The following is a 17,937-nucleotide window of genomic DNA, read 5'->3' as shown; positions in this document are numbered from 1 at the left end:
GTTAAGTAATTATTTTTTAGAAACCGCTTACTTTCATTTTAAAGTCAGTCACTGAAGCGCCTGTAACTCCAAAACTCCCCATAGACCCGTTAGGTAAATTATTAAAAGTTGTTGTACTTTGTGTTGCTAAATTTCCTAAAGTGACATTGTTAAGCGATGCATCAAATTTACTAGATGCACCTACATTACCAAAAGTTAATCCTGTTGGATCGACCCCAGCATAAAACCCATCAAGAAGAAAACCTGTAGCTGCATTTGTTCCTGCAAATTTAAATCCAAATGAAGCACCTGTAGTATCGGACACTAACGTAATTGGACAACCCGCAGCGGCAGAACAAATAGATTGAAGTGCTCCACCAAATTTAACCATAACAGACTGAGCAGCATGCCCCAACTGAATGTTTAAACGAGGTTTATTGGTTTGCACAAAGTTAATATCAAGATTACCTGTAGAGCGAACAAGCTCTTTTACTCCTGTATTTACCGTGGTTCCCGAACTAAAAATGGATTTTGGCGCATAACTACTCACCGCATAATCAGCAGGGCTAGATACTGAAGTGTTAGGTGCCAAATAAACTGAAAACGGTGTAAGTCGAATCCCATTTACATCACTACCCATCGTGACAGCTAAATTTACAAAAGACTTACCCGCACCTGCATCGGTATCAATAGCAATATTAAAAGAAGGATTAGTCGATACAGCTGCTTTAATAAACTCTATGCTTGGAACAGGATTCGTAGAGTTCCCTGCAATGACAAGACCAGCTTTACTATTGTAAGACGTAGAGGCGATGCCATTGGTATCAATCAATGCAACCTGATTAAATTTAACTTTATCGGCCTGAATGCCTAGCGTTAAACCATTTTGACCTGTCGCCGCTGAAAGACTTTGGTCATCTAAAGGCTGCATCGCAAAAACACTTGAGCTACTGGTAAGTAATAACCAGCACACTATATTTTTATTTTTCATGTCGCTCTAATCCTTAAGAGACAAACGTTTATTATTTGTTCAGATTAACAGAATAATAGATGGGTACAAAACAATTATCGATATAACCGACGAATGCAAATCCAATCACATTCAAAATAAATTTTTATAAAAAGTGGCGATATCGCCACTTTATTCTAGTTAGTTAAAAGCACCATTTCTCGGTACGATGCTAAAGTTACTATTTAAACGCCCACCCGTAATAGCAAGCTCACCTAAACGTGCGCCTGCACCTGTTGAAGGTGGATAGAAATTAATATCTTTAACACGTAAAGCACCATCAATACTTTTATCAGGGTTAAAGTAGACTGCGGTATTTACCCCCACTTTACCTAAACCACTTGCTGTATCTTTGCCCACTACTAAAGCAGTATTAAATGCTAGCTTTCCGGTAATATTATCAAAACCAATTGCCGAACCATCAATTGGGTCACTAATTTGAACTGTATTTCCAGTTGCTGTGGCTGGCATTGTGAAATCACCGAGTACAGTTAAAGCACTACCATCAGCGATTGAACTATTTGGCACAATCGATAAATTTAAATCACCACCTAAGCGTAGTTTTAAGCCAAATAAAACGTCATTATTTCTGGCAAAGTTATCAATTGGTGAGGTACAAGACCCTGTTGCCGGACAAGTTTTATATTTAGCGCCTGGCAAATAGCCCGCTGCAATTTCAGTTGATAAAGCAATGAGCATCTCTCTTAAACTAATATTGAGACTGCCATTTTCTAAACCAATACTGCCATTACCTTTTAAGAACATATCGATATTACGTAAGCCCATGTAATAGTCGGTAGGATTGCCCGCATTATTAGCATTTGGAGAACCATCAATTAATAAAATTGAAGTTGTTTTTGTACCGCCTGTATCTCGACCTGTTGTTCCAACAGCGACACCAAATCCTAAACGCGAAGTTGTTCCGGAAGTACCTACAACATTTTGAATGGGTTTACCGTTAGCATTTTTTGTATAGTAAAAAGCGCTATTTGCAGGCGCATCTAAACCGTAAACTGCGGCATTGGCATTTAAATTATAAAAAGGTAAAGCCAAGCCCCATTGGTTAGTTAAACCGTTATCTGCAAATTGATTGGCAGCAGCAACATTCGCACTTGTGGTAAAACGACCTCGTCTTGAAAATGCTTGAAACTCGGCTCCACGCATTGCAAGAATCAAACTAAATGGATTAGTCACCGTATCACGGTGAATATTATGTTGATAATCGGCGGCGGTTGTTAAAGTACCCGACCCTAAACGAATACTGTTTAAGGTCGCATTATTTGGCATTAATAATGTTTTTGTATCAGCAAGATTTAAATAAATATTTCCGCTATCAAAATAACCGCGCGTAGCTGAGTTAAGACCTGTTAAATTGCCGAACTCGAAACCATAAGCATTTAAACCTGCCCCACCAATTTCTAAAGTCGTGGCTTTACCATCTGAACCCAGCATTGAATCATTATCTTTAGTGAATTCACCTTTCATACGGAAGGCAATTCCAGTATTACCCAAAGTACTATTACTTGAGCTCGTACCCGAAGCAGTATTTGCAGTACCTAAAGTTGTAGTATCTGAAGAACCATCCATACCACGGACTTGTAAATAACTATTTACCATACGTCCACTGGCACCTAGCCGAATTAAACCTTTTGAATTTTGCGGTGTATTGGTCGCATCTAGTCCATAAGGATTAGTTTTATCAACATTAGAGCTAAGCATTACTTCAATGTTAAGACCCGAATTAGTCGCTTTACCATTGCTATCTACATAAGTACCAGCTGTTAAGCCCGAAGCTGAGTCTGCTACCCGATTAAAGTCTACATAACCATAAGTCGTACTTGGTGTTTGCCCAACAGCAGCTACATTTGATCCAGTATTAGTTTGTAAAACAATGCCCCTAACGGGATCGATGAACATGACACCTTTACCAACAAAATTAAAGTTAAAATTCTTTAATATCAGTTGATTGAGCTGACTGCGTGCATCTAACTGGCCTAAATAAATATTTGCGTTGTTTATTCCTAATGTCATATTTGACTGGCTATTTGGACTAAATAGACCATCTTGAGTAGTCAGTGCTAAATTTAAAGGAGAAGTTGTTTGTATAGCCAACTGCCCTAGCGTAGGGGAGCATGTAGCAGAGCTATTACAAACTTTGACACTATTTACGGTAATGAGGGATGGGCTACTTTGCATAGAAAAATCAATGCCAGCTTTACCTGTAGCTGTATTACTTCCCACATCTAAACGGTAGTTTGTTCCTAAGGTTTGGGTGGACGCATTACTTTTTTGTATTTTTACGCCACTGGCTTGCGCTCTTAAAACCTGATCAGCACTTGTTGGTGTGCCCGCATGGTCATCCCAATAAGCATTATCAATATTAATTTCATTAAAAGTCGTTTGAATCGAGATTCCATCTTGACCGTTGACTGCACTCAAATCAGCATCTGTTAAAGCTTCTAAAGCAAACACTTGCCCACTCACTAACAACATGCTGGTTGCTAATGTATTTAAAATAAACTTTGAGCTGTGACTTTCTTTATTTTTGTTCATCACTTCAGTTCCTTTGAAATCTACATTAAGCGTTAACAACGGGGATGGCTACCATCACAGCTAAACACCATGACTTTTCCTTGAATTGCCAAATTTCCGTTCATCATTAAGCCCATAAAGCCTGTTTCACGTCCATAGTCATAGGCTGAAGGCGTAGCCGTTGCAACTTGCTGATTTGCACTATTTGCAGTTGCCGCATACGTTGGCTTTTTGAAATATGCATAATCATACATATTGGTACTTGAGCCTTGAGTCGTGGTTGAGCTTGTAAAGTTATCTTGCTCAATAGATAACGCGTTAAAACCAAAGTTACGGATTAAAATCGGCTGTGCTGCACTAAAACTAAGTTGAATCGCAGGTTTTATAATTTCGGTATTGGTTTTATCAAGATACTTTAAATCAGCACCATCCAAACCCATTTTTTGAATATTTAAAGTTCCTTGTACACCTTTAAATACTAACCAAAGTTTATTACCACTATCACTATTTTCGGCCCAACCACTTGGTTTAGTCGCATCTGCTTGCACAAAACGTTTATTAATTGCTAATCCAATATGGCAGAACTCAACGTTTTCACAAACACCACCGCTACCATTATCAAATATACCGTTACTGGTTTGGTTTAAATTGAGCATTAAAGATAAATCAGCACCAGCTTGGCCATTAATCGCCTGTAAAGCATCATTATCCAAGGTTTGTAACTCCGCATGAGTCGCCGTTGCACACAGAGTAAGGAGTAAAGCAGTTATTTTTTTCATCGCATTATCCTCCTCTTATAGACCTTTTGTGGTGAGTTTTAAATGCTGAATGAGTAAGCCATCTACCACAGCAGAACCTAAATTGTTCAGAGGAGTAATGTTGTTTAATGCAGGGGCCTGATTCGCAGTTGGAATTACATAGCCAGTCGTACCATTACTACTTCCAATTAAATCGTTGACTACAGCATTTCGTGAAGTCAACCAAGGAATAGACGCGTTACTCCAGTCACGGTTTGAAGTAGTACCATACATTGGGGTTGAACCTGATGTACTCGTACATCCTAATGCACCAGAACATTTCGCTGCATCAGCTGGTTTAGCAGTTGGGTTTGTAATGACCCAAGAACCTGTTCCTTGATTATATTCCCATTGATATAAATAACCAGCTGTTTTATAACCACAATTTGTATTAAACAAACCACAACTATAGGTTTGATTCCATATTTGAGTATTTTGTTGTCTTTGCTTATATCGAACTTCTGTCATAGTTGCAGAGGTCGTTCCAGACACAGAATTAGTCAATGACACTAGACTACCAGCAGAAGTTCCTGAAACCTGTGTACCTGTTGAAATTAAGCGCCCAAATGAAACTCCAATTGCACCTTCACTTGTATCTGCTAATAATGTTTTCCCATTATCAGGGCTGTAAACTGTCCCAATTGCGATACTACTGTGCGTTGGGTTTGCACAAGAATAAACGTTACAAGTAGAGCCTTTATATGTGGCATCAGCGCCAGTGTAATCGGTGTAAATCTGTTTATATATTTCCGGCTTATTGGCAATTCGTGCAATTTCTATACTAAAGTTTTTACCATCAGAACCTAAAATAAGGGGTTGATATAAATTACCTAAGACCAAGTTAATATTTGGATTGTATAAATATAAACCTTCAGTATCTGCAAACTTTGGTGCTATAGCGCCACTAGAGTCTAACGCTGGTGTATATAAATTATTTGATGCGTTTGGTGAATCTGATGTTTCACGGGTGCTCAAGCGTAAGACTTTACTAGTATCATTAAAAGCGCTTCGAGTTTTACTTGAGGTTTTTGTATCTGTTCTGGTGCGGTTTTCTACATAGTAGCGACAGCCACGTAGTGTACTAAAGCTTCCTGTACCACTATTACCACAGTCCCCACTACTGCTTGTACTTAAAGTTGAATTTGCACCAGCATGTACTGTTTGCCAACCATTATTGGCGCTCGTTGCATAGGTTTGGCTTTGACTCGTAATATTTTCAGTCACAATACTTGTATTCTTACTATCACCCGTATTTAAGCGTACTAAGCCAGACATTCCCAAAGTATTATTATAAAAAGGACTCATTCCACCTGCAGTAGTTGCTCCCCCTAGCGTTTGGAACATACTAATCTGGCTACCATTTAGACTAAAGCCATTTAGAATACCTTGTAACCGTAAACGGTTCGCACGACTTGTATCAATGCTGGTACCAATTAATCCATTACTATCGCCATATTGAAATTGTGCTAAAGAACCATTTGTAGTTGCCACAATATTAGGGTTTCGTACAAATGCATCAGCCCATAAACCTAATTTTAAATTATATGCATCTGCTCCCGCTGCACCATCAATCGTAGGTTGATATAAAGGAGCCTCCAAAGATAAATATGTAACAGGATAACCACCACTATCTGTAGTGCTAAAGTTAGGAATATTATTTGCAGTTTTTACTTTAAATACCCAAGGGTTAGCACCTGTTCCCCAACTTGAAATCGCTGCTGCGGTTGCAGTATTGGCAATACGCGAGTTTGCATCACCATCTGACTTAGAAAGGGCTAAGCCATAAAGAAAGATATCTGCTTTTCCGACAGCTTTATCTTCAGGTCCAACAGAGCCATTACCACTGGTATCAGCAGCTGCAACACTTAAGGGCCCAACAGGTACATAGTTAATATAGCCTGTATCTTTACTACGGTCGGTAATAATTTGATTTACAGATTCATTGGGGCCAGCACCACGGAATACCATAAATGCATTTTGGGGTAATATTGCAATACCCTCACCCGTAGTTTCACTTAAACCAGCATCAGAAAGTTCTTCAAGAGCAAAACTTGATTGACTTAAACAAAGTCCAATTAAACTTGCTAAAACGGTTTTTTGAAAACTGACCGTATAATTAAGTGTAGTCATCGTGACCTTCCTGTTTTATACGATGCCGTGCACCATATTTCTTTTTCTTTAACAGTCCTTGATGTGAGATGAAATTATTTCCTTTTTCATCTCACAGGGGGCAAACTCTAAAAAATTGCCAACCTTTCCACATTTCCATTATGCTGAATATTTACTCAAATGCAAAATGAAATGAACAAAAATACATTTTTCCGATGAATGAAAAATAACAAATGGAATTACCGCAATTAACAGAATTTTAAAGAACCATAACAGTTAGAAGAAAAAGTCTGTTTTTGTAAAACAACATTAGTTAATGTCATAGAAGCAGGTGTTTTACCAGTCAAATCAACCGTTCCAACAGGAAGATTTCCTGCAATTAAACAACTGCTTGCTAAAAATCCACAATCTACAGGATTTTTATCTAAATACTTGCTTACCTGCCCTAACGCATCCACGATGGTGGAAAGCGCAATATCAACACTGCCAGCAGGAGTAATTTGACCAATATCAATTGGATTAGTAAGCTCTAACCACCATCCTGTTTGAGCAGTAGAGGCTGCCTCTGGCCACAAAATATTCACACCTTGCACAGATAAATAACCAGCCGATCCATTTAATTGCGCGGCATGGAAATAACCCAAACTTTGTTTAATAGCTACATTTACATCTAAATTATTTACTGTCCCAGTTACATTACCTGAAATTGGAATAGGAAGTCCTAATACAGAAGCGGTTGCATCTAGAGTTCCAGTAATAGCTATACCACCAACAGTTGCAGTTGCATTTAAGTTTGCAGTATTAATACGTTTACCTGTAATAATTTGCTGTCCCATAGATAGGGTTCCACTCCCCCCACCCAAGTTCAGATTATAACCAGTAGATGTAAATGGAACTGTATATAGTTTACCTAAGACTGTTGCCTGGCCAGTAATTGCCGTATTTGTCTCATCTTGGGTAATACCATAATAAGGATTTGTGGTTACAGTTCCGCCTGTTGGTTTAGTTACCATATACCCACTTAAAGAATTAATACCACTTGCAGCATCACCATTTTGTAAACCAAAAGTAAGTAGTCCAGAAAGAGATTTAGCACTTAATCGGAAACCCTGTATTTCACGTGTAGAAGCTGAATTTGGGTTTTTAACCGCAAACTCTAAAAATGGGTTGGTAATAACAGCAGATGACGCAGCTCGCTCTGCACTAGTACTATCGACAGTGCCACCACTTAAGCTCAAGTAATCAATATCGATATCGCATGCCCCTGCTCCATTGACACCACCACAACCTAATTGTAATTTTTTAATGTTGGCATTCAGTTCTAATTGAGCATCTAGAGCAAGTCGATAGAATCCCATGTTTCCATTAGTACTTGAATTACTTGCAGCATCGGTAGGCGCAATATAAGACATACTCATCAAGGCTTGGCCACGAGTAGCTGACAACTCAGCATCTGACATTGGAACTAAGGTAGAACCAGCATAAGCAGAAGAAAAGCATAAACTTCCAAGTGCTAGAATAGCTACATGAAGGGACTTAAACTGTCGCATGACCGACCTCCGTATCCTTGGGGGCATAATCTAATTTGATTTCTTTTTATTTGGCTTCTCTTGCTTTAACCTTAAATTAAATACATGAAGAAAACGCCGATATTTACGATCTAGTTTCTTTTAATTTGTGTGATACAACTCAAAGAAACAAATCAATTATTGATCATTTTATATCATTTTTTACAAAAGAAAACGTTCATTTATTAATATTCCGATGAATGCCAGTTTCTTTACTTTTCAACAAAAATAGGCCACTTAAAGTGACCCATTTTTAGAATTTAATCTAAATTAAAAACAACTTAGGTTTTAGGAAGTGTCACGCCAGTTTGACCTTGGTACTTACCACCACGGTCTTTATAAGACGTTTCACAAACTTCATCACTCTCAAAGAACAACATTTGTGCTACACCTTCACCTGCATAAATACGTGCAGGTAAATTCGTAGTATTTGAAAATTCTAAAGTCACGTGACCTTCCCATTCTGGTTCTAAAGGCGTCACATTGACAATAATACCGCAGCGTGCATAAGTCGATTTACCAAGACATACAGTCAAAACATTACGCGGAATACGGAAATATTCAATTGTACGTGCTAAAGCAAATGAGTTTGGTGGAATAATACAAACATCAGACTCAATGTCGATAAAACTTTTATCATCAAAATTTTTCGGATCAACAATTGCAGAATGTACGTTAGTGAAAACTTTAAATTCGCGGGCACAGCGTACGTCATAACCATAGCTAGAGACCCCGTAAGAAATCAATTTTTCGCCATTCTTATCAAAACGGACTTGATTCTCTGCATAAGGTTCAATCATGCCGTGTTTTTCGCTCATTTCGCGAATCCAACGATCAGACTTAATAGCCATGTATTTTCTATCCAAAAGGTAATTTCATTGATTGCGACGTACTTTAACGTAAAAAAGCAATTATGAAAACAATGCTTGAGCTACTCTTCTCGATAAGAATAGCTCAGTAAGACTTTTAAAGGTTTAATAAAGCAGAATAGCTAATCGGAATTGAGAAACTCACTAAGATCAGCGAGGCTGTTTTTTGTAAATTCGATTGATTTAACCAACGTACTTTATTGCCTGTCAAAATTGATCCCAAGAAAATCCAGAACAATGCAATCGGTGTAATTAACGCTAAATAAGCCAGCATATGAATGAAATAAATATGAAAATCAGTCCATGCGGTAACAGGAAAAATCGCTGAAGCAAAAAGTAATGCTTTAGGGTTGAGTAAAGTTGCACAGAACAATTCACGCGGGCGAATAGTTGGTTGATCTAATTCAAATTGCTGATTGGCTGTATGCCATAATTTAATAGCTAAAAAAATGATGTAACAAGCACTTAGCAATTTAAGCATAGGAGGTAAGAAAGGAAGCGTTGCGGATACCTTCCCAATTAACATTCCCCAAGCTGAAATAGAAATTACATATCCAAGAACTTCTGCCGGAATTAATTTCGCAGACTTCTTAAGACCTACTTGTATTCCTGACGATGCGAGTAAAGTATTGGTTGGGCCTGGGGTAAGTAAAATTGTGGCAACTAAGCCAATAAATAGCCATGAAATCATTGAATGACCTCACAATGTAGTCATTTCAGATTAATAGATATTTCTCGCCAAGGCAAAATCTAATTGTAAGACAATTTTTTAAAAAGTTAACATTCCATATTTTAAAATCAATATTAAACAATAGGATAGGTAATTTTTAAAAATTTTAATCTAAAAAACTTAGCAGTCAGTTGTTGAACTTTGCGTACCAAATTGTATTAAGTAATATAAGTATTTTTATTTAAAATCTATTTTTACCTAGAAAAGATCTATAATGAATTATTACTGCAGTAAGTTTAATTTTTAAGCTTTCAATAAGTTTCAATTAATATATTGTTTTTTTGTGTTTATATGAGTCACCAGACTCTACTATCCTATGATTATGGCAAAGCAATTTTTTCAGTCTTGGCTTCCTTCTCCAGAGAAAGTTTCAAATATGAAATTTTTAAGGATTTTTGGGAAAAAAACCCTTAATCCTGTGCTTTGGTATGTCAACCGTAAATCAATTACAAGAGCCGTTTTTGTAGGAACATTTTTCGGTTTACTGCCTATTCCATTTCATAGTGTCTTTATTGTGATGGCAGTATTGCTATTTGAAGTGAATTTGCCTATTAGCTTAATGCTCGCTTGGCTCAGCAACCCTCTCACATTAGTTCCCATTTTATATACTGGGTTCTGGTTTGGTTCACATATTTATCATGTACATATGATCAATAAAAAGATGCTTTTAGGTGTACTGCATCAAATTTCTAGGTGGATTACTCACTTTGGTCATGGTCATATAGATTTCAGTCTCGCCAAAATCTTAATGTCAGGGCTTGTAGTTGAAGCATTTGTATTTGCAATCATACTTTATATAGTGACTGAAGTTTTTTGGCGTTGGATGGTCATTCGAAATTGGAAAAGTCGACCTGGTTATAAAAAACAAGAAGATGCCCTTTAAGAACCCATCTTCTTGCATAGAGTTAAATTATTATTTTGGTAGTTTAGATTTCATATATTCTTCTGCCACATTAAGCACATAGTCTTGGCAAGCCTCTCCAGTACCTGGGTCATATGCGCCATTATTGGTAATATTATTAGATAAAATTCGAATTCCTAAGAAAGGAACATTAAACTGACTTGCAATTTGTGCAACTGATGCTGCTTCCATTTCCTCAACAGAGGTACCATAACGTTGATGGAAAAATTGAATACGATCCAATTCATTATTCCAAACATCTGCTGATCCAATCGTTCCTTCAACTACTTGACCTTTGTCATAACGAACTTTATGGGCCGCCATTAATAACTCTTTATCGCCTTCAAATTTGCGAATTGCAATCGGTTCGGGATCAGACTCATCGGTTGGTAAAACATCAAATGCTTCAACCCAAGTGAGTGAATTTGATCCAGCTCCTAAGGGTTGTTTAGGTGTTCTAAATGCACCAATATTAGTTGCGTACTTTCCTAAAACAATATCGTAGACATGTAGATCTGGGTCATGTCCACCTGATGTCCCCTGATTAATAATTGCAATCGGCTTATAACGCTCAATGGCTAAAGCTGTTGCAGCAGCAGAGTTACTCATACCCATACGTGTTTTGGATATAATCATTGGATAACCATTGTGTGTTCCTTTCCAAAAGGTCCATCCACCAACATTTTCAACAGTCACATTCTGTAATTTAGCTGCCATCTGTTGCGATTCTACAGGTAGAGCACCTTGAATAATAATCGGCTGTAGTTTCTGTTTCTGCTCTTCAACTGTCGATGTTTGTGAAACAGTTGAGTTGTCATCATTACATCCCATTAAAAATACCGCACTACATAAACTGATGACGCCCAAAGTATATTTAAATTGCATTTTTCACCTATTTCTTTTTAAAAGCATAAACTAGCAATCTACATGCCAATTTCAAGATTAGCTTTGTTATTTAGATTCAGTAATTTAAATTTTACTTTTAACCGAACAATAAAAAAACCCGACTTAAAGTCGGGTCAAATGAATCAAAAGATTCGCTTATCATCACGTGTGCGTTGAGGGATTTTCTCAATCTGTTGCCAGACTGCTTTAGCAATCTCAATATAACTATCAGCTGCATCATCCATTGCTACGACACTCGGTTTACCTTCATCAGCATGCTCACGGATTTGAGCATTTAAAGGTAAACGACCTAATAATGGAATATGGTATTGCTCGGAAAGCTTATCACCGCCACCAATACCAAAAATTTGTTCTTCATGGCCACAATTCGAGCAAATATGAGTCGACATGTTCTCGACGACGCCTAATACTGGTATACCAACTTTATTAAACAACTCAATTCCTTTGGTGGCATCCAATAAAGCAACATTTTGCGGAGTCGTCACAATAATTGAGCCAGTCACAGGAATACGCTGTGCAAGTGTGAGTTGGATATCACCTGTACCCGGCGGCATATCAATCATCAATACATCTAAATCTGGCCAAAGTGTTTGATTAAACAATTGCATTAGAGCACCTGTTGCCTTCGGTCCACGCCATGCGACAGGTGTATTGTTATCACCAGTGAGATGTCCAATAGAAAGTACAGCCATACCGTATGCATCTAAAGGTACAAAATTTTCACTTTCAATAAGAGGTGTTTTGCCAGCATTACCTAACATGGTTGGAATACTTGGGCCATAGATATCGGCATCTAATACCCCAACCTTGAGACCCATTTTTTGTAAGGCAAGCGCTAAATTGACCGTAGTGGTCGATTTACCAACACCACCTTTACCAGATGAAACCAAAATAACGTTCTTAATTCGAGGATGAGCTGGAACATCTCTTTGTTGAGGAGCAGCTTTTTGAATCGGTGGATTGTTTGGATCAGGTGCAGATTTAGTTGAAGCATCAACTACTGGTGGTAAGTTCGAATTTTCTTTCGATACTTTAGATGAACAACCTTGACCTGCGCTTTCTTGTGCTGGGCGCTTTTGCTGAACTACATGCAAATTAAGTTCTTCAATACCACACTTTTCTAAGGCATCGGCTAATTCATCATGAATTTGCTGCAGATGCTCTTTTTCATCAGGAAATGTATTAATGGTGAGTTGTAGAACTCGACCTTGCACCTGAAGCTGACTAATGCGCTCTTTTAAGGCATCTTTGGAATGGGGTAGCAAATAATTTTGGAGTACGGTTTGGATTTCATCTTCTTTCACTTCTTGTGCCGGTGAAAAAACAGACTTTAATGAAGAAAGCCAAGACATATTGTTTACTCCAAAAACAGATCATTACAGCTTATTGGAGCTAGTGTAACAGTATTGGTCCGTACTCGCTCAACTCGAAATGAATAATTGCTAATTTTAAAGCCTCAACATTTGAGTGAGCAGCACGGATTTTAGTTTAAATCAGCTTATTCAGCAGAATCGTGATTTTTTAACTTATTCAGTTTATCTGTTGCTGTTTTCTTCAATTCATCAAACTTTGCAGTTGCTTGGGTTTTTAACTCATCAAGTTTTGATGCAGCTTCTTCCTTCAATTCTGCGGCTTTGGCTTTAGCATCATCAAGCTTATGGGCCGCTTCAGTACGTAAATGATCAAACTTATCTTGCAGACTATGCTGAGCATCATCAAGTTTGCCTTTCAAATCAGTGGCTTTATCTTCAACAGCATCTTTTGCAGAAGCCTGTTTTTCTTTTACATTGTCCTTCAAATCATCCAAGGCTTTTTCACCTTGTGCTTTTGCATCTGCTGCCTTTGACTTTAATTCATCTACTTTATCTTCAACAGCATCTTTTGCAGCGGCCTGTTTCTCTTTAACATTTTCCTTTAGGTCGTCCAAAGCTTTCTCACCCTTTACTTTTGCATCTGCCGCTTTTGCCTTTAATTCATCTAATTTATTTTCAGTAGTCATCGTTGTTATCCTCATCGTTAATTAAAAAAATTACCTGAAGTAAGTTAATAGTTATACATCGTTATGACTTATTTTCTGACCGTAACTGCAATTTGAAACAAAGACAATACAGGAAGATTCAAATATTTTTTGATTTGTTTATCTTTTCTAAAGAGAAATAACTTTTAACTTAAAATATGTTTTGCTTCCCCTTGCTTGTAGCCAAAGATTATTAATCTTTGCTTATCCAACTACTCAAGCTTAGCTCTTGTCTTGCACTCGCCCCCCTTATGAAGCAATCCTTCTCATGCTTTGTTTTTCTTCACTCATCAGTTAAAATCTTCCACCTTATAAATACGAATGAGAGAATGAGATCCGTGCGTAAAATTTTAGTCACTAATGCCCTCCCTTATGCGAATGGTCCAATTCATATGGGTCATTTACTCGGTTACATCCAGGCAGATATCTGGGTTCGTGCCATGCGGGCAATGGGTCATGATGTGACTTATGTGTGTGCGGACGATGCTCATGGTACAGCGATTATGCTACGTGCCGAAGCGAATGGTATTAGCCCAGAAGAGCAAATTGCGAATGTTCAAAAAGAACACATTCGTGATTTTGACGGTTTTGGCGTTCATTTCGATCATTACGATTCAACACATAGCGATGCAAACAAAGCACGCTCAACAGATATCTACATTAAAAACCGTGAAGCTGGAAATATTGCAGTTCGCCCTGTAACTCAATTATTTGACCCAGAAAAAGGGATGTTCTTATCTGACCGTTTCATTAAGGGTACCTGCCCGAAATGTAAGTCAGAAGATCAATACGGCGACTCATGTGAAGTCTGCGGTACAACTTATAATGCAACAGAGTTACTTAACCCGCGTTCAACTTTAAGTGGTGCAACACCAGTTGAAAAATCATCAGACCATTATTTCTTCAAACTTCCAAACTTCTCTGAATATTTACAAAAATGGACGCGTGATGAAGGTCGCTTACCACTTTCAATTGCGAACAAGTTAGATGAGTGGTTTGAAGCTGGTTTAGCAGACTGGGATATTTCTCGTGATGCACCATATTTTGGTTTTGAAATTCCAGACGCACCAAATAAATATTTCTATGTGTGGGTAGATGCCCCAATTGGTTATATGTCTAGTTTTGAAAACTACATCAAAACTAAACGCCCAGATTTAAACTTTGATGATTTCTGGAAAAAAGACAGCCAAAACGATGTTTATCATTTTATTGGTAAAGACATTGTTTATTTCCATGCTTTATTCTGGCCTGCAATGCTTGAAGGTGCAAACTATCGCACTCCAACAGGCTTGTTCGTAAATGGTTTCTTGACTGTAAATGGACAAAAAATGTCTAAGTCACGTGGTACTTTCATTAAGGCCGAGACATATTTACAGCATTTAAACCCAGAATATTTACGTTACTACTTTGCCTCTAAACTTTCAGATAAGGTTGAAGATTCTGACTTGAACCTTGATGACTTTGTTCAAAAAGTAAATTCAGACTTAGTCGGTAAAGTCGTTAATATTGCTAGCCGCTGTGCAAAATTCGTCAATAGTAGCTTTAACAATATGTTATCTGCTGAATGTACAGAATCTGAGTTAGTACAAAGCTTTATTGATGCGGGCGATTCAATTGCTAAAGCATATGAAGCACGTGAATTCTCTACGGCGATCCGTGAAATTATGGCGCTTGCTGACCGTGCAAACCAATATATTGATGAGAAAAAACCTTGGGCACTTGCGAAACAAGAAGGTCAAAAGCAACAAGTTCTTGATGTATGTTCTGTGGGTATCAACTTATTCCGTCAACTCGCGGTGTACTTGGCTCCAGTTCTGCCAACTTTAGCTCAACAAGTTCAAGATTTCTTAAAACTTGAAAGCTTCGATTTCGAGTCACGCAAACAAATTCTTGTAAGCCATGAGATTGCGCAGTTCCAGCCACTTATGCAACGTGTTGATCCAAAAGCTGTTGCAGCTATGGTTGATGCTTCTAAAGAGTCTTTAGGTGCTCCTGCTCCAGAAGCAACAAAAGCGGCAACGAAAAAAGAGAAATCTGCCGAGAAAAAAGCAGTGCCTACTCCGGCAGTGGGTGAAGCTGAAATTATCGGTATTGAAGATTTCTTAAAAGTTGACTTACGTGTTGCTCAAGTACTTGAAGCAGGTACAGTTGAAGGTTCAGATAAATTACTTCAATTGACGTTAGACGTAGGTGAAGCTGAACCACGTAACGTATTTAGTGGTATTCGTAGTCAATATGCACCAGAAGACCTAAAAGGTAAATTGGTTGTTATGGTTGCGAATCTTGCACCACGTAAAATGCGTTTTGGTATTTCAAATGGTATGGTACTTGCTGCCGGAAATGGTGAAGGTATTTTCATTATTTCACCAGATAGCGGTGCGAAACCTGGCGATAAAGTTTCTTAATTTGCCTTAATAAAAAAGCTCCCTAACTTGGGAGCTTTTTTTAACTATAAATTTTCTAGAGACATCTATAAGAAGGCTTAAATTATAACCAAGGCCGCCCTTCGCAAGGGTTACTAAATAAAACGTGTATATTGCCCAACTCTTCATTTGTTAAATAGCCATTCTTATTTTCATCTAAATAATGAAATAGCTCTGTTTGCTTATTCTCTCCCTGAAAACGCTTATCCGTAGGCCAGTTATATGGGTAGAAATCTTGGACACGTTCAAATTCTTTTAAGCTGTACATTCCATCATGATTTAAATCATATTTTTCCTGAAAAAGCTTCCAATCCAAAGATGCAGGCTCACATGCACTTACTACATTTAAAATGCAGTAAGTGATGCAAGCCGTGAGTAACTTAATAGTTGGATTGCTCATGATTATTGGCTTGTAAATCAGAAATTTTGTAATCTTTTTCATGGACAGGTGTACCAACAATGCTCATGGTCCGCTCATTTGCTGGTTGTGGCTTACTCATTGTTTTCATCTCACACCCTGTAGTTAAGATGAGAAAAACTACAGAAATGCTCACCATTAGTTTTTTCATAACGTGATCCTCATTTCTTTTTGTTTTATTTATTAAGTTACCACTTTTTAAATATTTAAGTATAAAAAAAGATATTTTAATTTGTATATATTTTACTCAAAAATAAAGCCAGACTTTAAATAGCTGGCTTTGTATTTTTTTAGATATTTTAATTAAAGCTTATCATTTGAAGAAAATTAATTTTAAACCCAACAAACTCACAATGCTTCCAGCCACTCGGTCAACGCCAGTTTTTGCTTTTAAGTACATTGTTCTAGGCTTCTCTGAAGAGAGCAGCATTGCAACACATGAATACCACCCTGCATCAATCATAAAACAAATCACTGGCAATGCAACGTAGTAGTAATTTGGAATTTCTTTTGGCAATAAAGCAGTAAATACACTCGCTAGAACGACTGCAATTTTCGGGTTGCTTAACTGAGTAATCAGGCCATAACGATATGCCTGTTTATAGGTCATTTTTGATTTGCCATCATTTTCCATGGCAATTGGTTCTTTAGCGTGTTTAATAATTTTAAAAGCCAGCCAAAGCAAATACAGCCCACCACCAATTTTTAAGATTAAATAAGCGGAAGGCACTGCTAATAAAACTGCCTGCAACCCCATAACAGCTAGAAAACCAAAAAGAGCTGCGCCTGTACCTGTACCTAAAGCTGTAAACAAACCATGTTTACGTGATTTAGAAATTGAATTTTGTGCTACGTAAATAAAGCTTGGCCCAGGACTTATTGCTCCAAGCATCAATGCCATCGCAATTGAAAAAAGAGGAATAAGGGACTCAAACATTGTATTGACCTAGCATTACGCAATTGCGCGGTATTCTAACAGCTTTTTATGTCACATATAAAAATGGAAAACATATAAATGGTGAAAATTGAATTTTCATGTTTTTACAATTTATATCTTCACAACGGACAAAAATGTCCGTTAAATATATCGGTCTTTAAACTCTCAAACCAAGAACATGAGTACCCGCCAAAAAATTGCTGCCCATAATCGGGATGAATTACTCAATGCTGCCGAAGAATGTTTTCGTATTCATGGCATTAATGTCCCCTTACAGGTTGTGATTGACCATGCAGGTGTAGGTAGAGCAACTTTTTACCGCAACTTTTGTGATCGTAAGGCTTTAATTAGCGCCCTTTTAGAGCGTGCAATTACACAGCTAGAGCAAAAAGCTGCTCATTTTCAACAATTCGAAGATGGTTTATTTCGTTTAATTGAAGGACATATTGCACAACTTCCTAAACTTGCAATTTTGCAAGATTTTTGGAGAGTGATTGATCGACAAGATCCAATTATGTTAAAAATTTATGAACGGCGAAATAATGCACTTAACCCACTGATTGAAAATGCGATAGAACAAAAACTGTGCCGAGCTGATCTCACTGCCAATGACTATGCAATGGTCACTGCAATGTTAGGTTCTTCATTTCAAGGACATGAGCCAGAAGAACAGACTCGCTTAGCAAAACGAGCAATTGAATTACTATTTAATGGTATTCAAGTACAAAAATTCGAGGGATAG

General features: G+C 37.6%; 16 protein-coding genes. 3 read left to right on the top strand and 13 right to left on the bottom strand.

Annotation, left to right across the window (positions count from 1 at the left end; translation table 11 throughout):
- Window positions 1–16: 16 nt before the first annotated feature.
- The 7 genes from AC056_RS13235 to AC056_RS13200 all read right to left on the bottom strand — a co-directional run bounded on the left by AC056_RS13235 (window position 17) and on the right by AC056_RS13200 (window position 9,554).
- Complete coding sequence (locus AC056_RS13235; protein ID WP_077163861.1) at window positions 17–970, bottom strand: DUF6160 family protein; 954 nt, start codon at window positions 968–970, stop codon at window positions 17–19.
- Window positions 971–1,129: 159 nt separating this feature from the next.
- Complete coding sequence (locus tag AC056_RS13230; RefSeq protein ID WP_213033494.1) at window positions 1,130–3,541, bottom strand: DUF6160 family protein; 2,412 nt, start codon at window positions 3,539–3,541, stop codon at window positions 1,130–1,132.
- Between the two features lie 32 nt (window positions 3,542–3,573).
- Complete coding sequence (locus tag AC056_RS13225; RefSeq protein ID WP_077163859.1) at window positions 3,574–4,299, bottom strand: DUF6160 family protein; 726 nt, start codon at window positions 4,297–4,299, stop codon at window positions 3,574–3,576.
- Window positions 4,300–4,314: 15 nt separating this feature from the next.
- A complete protein-coding gene (locus AC056_RS13220; RefSeq protein ID WP_077163858.1) occupies window positions 4,315–6,447 on the bottom strand; it encodes a hypothetical protein in 2,133 nt (710 codons plus the stop codon).
- Between the two features lie 227 nt (window positions 6,448–6,674).
- Window positions 6,675–7,976 (bottom strand): hypothetical protein, encoded by a 1,302-nt coding sequence (locus AC056_RS13215; RefSeq protein ID WP_077163857.1) that lies wholly within the window; start codon window positions 7,974–7,976, stop codon window positions 6,675–6,677.
- Between the two features lie 299 nt (window positions 7,977–8,275).
- On the bottom strand, window positions 8,276–8,845 hold the full coding sequence (gene dcd, locus AC056_RS13205) for a dCTP deaminase (RefSeq protein ID WP_002120290.1): 570 nt from the start codon (window positions 8,843–8,845) through the stop codon (window positions 8,276–8,278).
- Window positions 8,846–8,960: 115 nt separating this feature from the next.
- Entirely contained in the window at window positions 8,961–9,554 is a 594-nt protein-coding gene (locus AC056_RS13200; RefSeq protein ID WP_077163856.1) for a LysE family translocator, read from the bottom strand.
- Between the two features lie 355 nt (window positions 9,555–9,909).
- On the opposite strand from AC056_RS13200, the gene AC056_RS13195 reads away from it, so the two are divergent.
- On the top strand, window positions 9,910–10,476 hold the full coding sequence (locus AC056_RS13195) for a DUF2062 domain-containing protein (RefSeq protein ID WP_039251625.1): 567 nt from the start codon (window positions 9,910–9,912) through the stop codon (window positions 10,474–10,476).
- Window positions 10,477–10,506: 30 nt separating this feature from the next.
- Here the strand turns inward: AC056_RS13195 and AC056_RS13190 are convergent, their stop codons facing one another.
- The 3 genes from AC056_RS13190 to AC056_RS13180 form a co-directional block, all read right to left on the bottom strand.
- Complete coding sequence (locus AC056_RS13190) at window positions 10,507–11,379, bottom strand: 5'-methylthioadenosine/S-adenosylhomocysteine nucleosidase (RefSeq protein ID WP_049066146.1); 873 nt, start codon at window positions 11,377–11,379, stop codon at window positions 10,507–10,509.
- 143 nt (window positions 11,380–11,522) lie between these two features.
- The gene (gene apbC, locus AC056_RS13185; protein WP_077163855.1) at window positions 11,523–12,752 is read right to left on the bottom strand and encodes an iron-sulfur cluster carrier protein ApbC; all 1,230 of its coding nucleotides are present in this window, start codon (window positions 12,750–12,752) and stop codon (window positions 11,523–11,525) included.
- Window positions 12,753–12,898: 146 nt separating this feature from the next.
- Complete coding sequence (locus AC056_RS13180; protein ID WP_004703453.1) at window positions 12,899–13,399, bottom strand: hypothetical protein; 501 nt, start codon at window positions 13,397–13,399, stop codon at window positions 12,899–12,901.
- Window positions 13,400–13,755: 356 nt separating this feature from the next.
- Here AC056_RS13180 and metG point away from each other — a divergent pair, with 356 nt between their 5' ends.
- Entirely contained in the window at window positions 13,756–15,822 is a 2,067-nt protein-coding gene (gene metG, locus AC056_RS13175; protein ID WP_077163854.1) for a methionine--tRNA ligase, read from the top strand.
- A gap of 82 nt (window positions 15,823–15,904) precedes the next feature.
- On the opposite strand, the gene AC056_RS13170 is transcribed toward metG, so the two are convergent.
- The 3 genes from AC056_RS13170 to AC056_RS13160 all read right to left on the bottom strand — a co-directional run bounded on the left by AC056_RS13170 (window position 15,905) and on the right by AC056_RS13160 (window position 17,195).
- The gene (locus AC056_RS13170; protein ID WP_077163853.1) at window positions 15,905–16,240 is read right to left on the bottom strand and encodes a calcium-binding protein; all 336 of its coding nucleotides are present in this window, start codon (window positions 16,238–16,240) and stop codon (window positions 15,905–15,907) included.
- Window positions 16,221–16,409 (bottom strand): NF038215 family lipoprotein, encoded by a 189-nt coding sequence (locus AC056_RS19690; RefSeq protein WP_019457069.1) that lies wholly within the window; start codon window positions 16,407–16,409, stop codon window positions 16,221–16,223. The genes AC056_RS13170 and AC056_RS19690 overlap by 20 nt, the downstream gene beginning before the upstream one ends.
- Before the next feature lie 162 nt (window positions 16,410–16,571).
- On the bottom strand, window positions 16,572–17,195 hold the full coding sequence (locus AC056_RS13160; protein ID WP_049066979.1) for a LysE family translocator: 624 nt from the start codon (window positions 17,193–17,195) through the stop codon (window positions 16,572–16,574).
- A 178-nt stretch (window positions 17,196–17,373) separates the two neighbouring features.
- Here AC056_RS13160 and AC056_RS13155 point away from each other — a divergent pair, with 178 nt between their 5' ends.
- Window positions 17,374–17,937 (top strand): TetR/AcrR family transcriptional regulator, encoded by a 564-nt coding sequence (locus AC056_RS13155; protein WP_077163852.1) that lies wholly within the window; start codon window positions 17,374–17,376, stop codon window positions 17,935–17,937.

The organism is Acinetobacter genomosp. 33YU, from assembly GCF_001990725.1.
GTDB lineage: Bacteria > Pseudomonadota > Gammaproteobacteria > Pseudomonadales > Moraxellaceae > Acinetobacter > Acinetobacter seifertii.
This window is presented reverse-complemented; position numbering and strand designations above follow the sequence as displayed.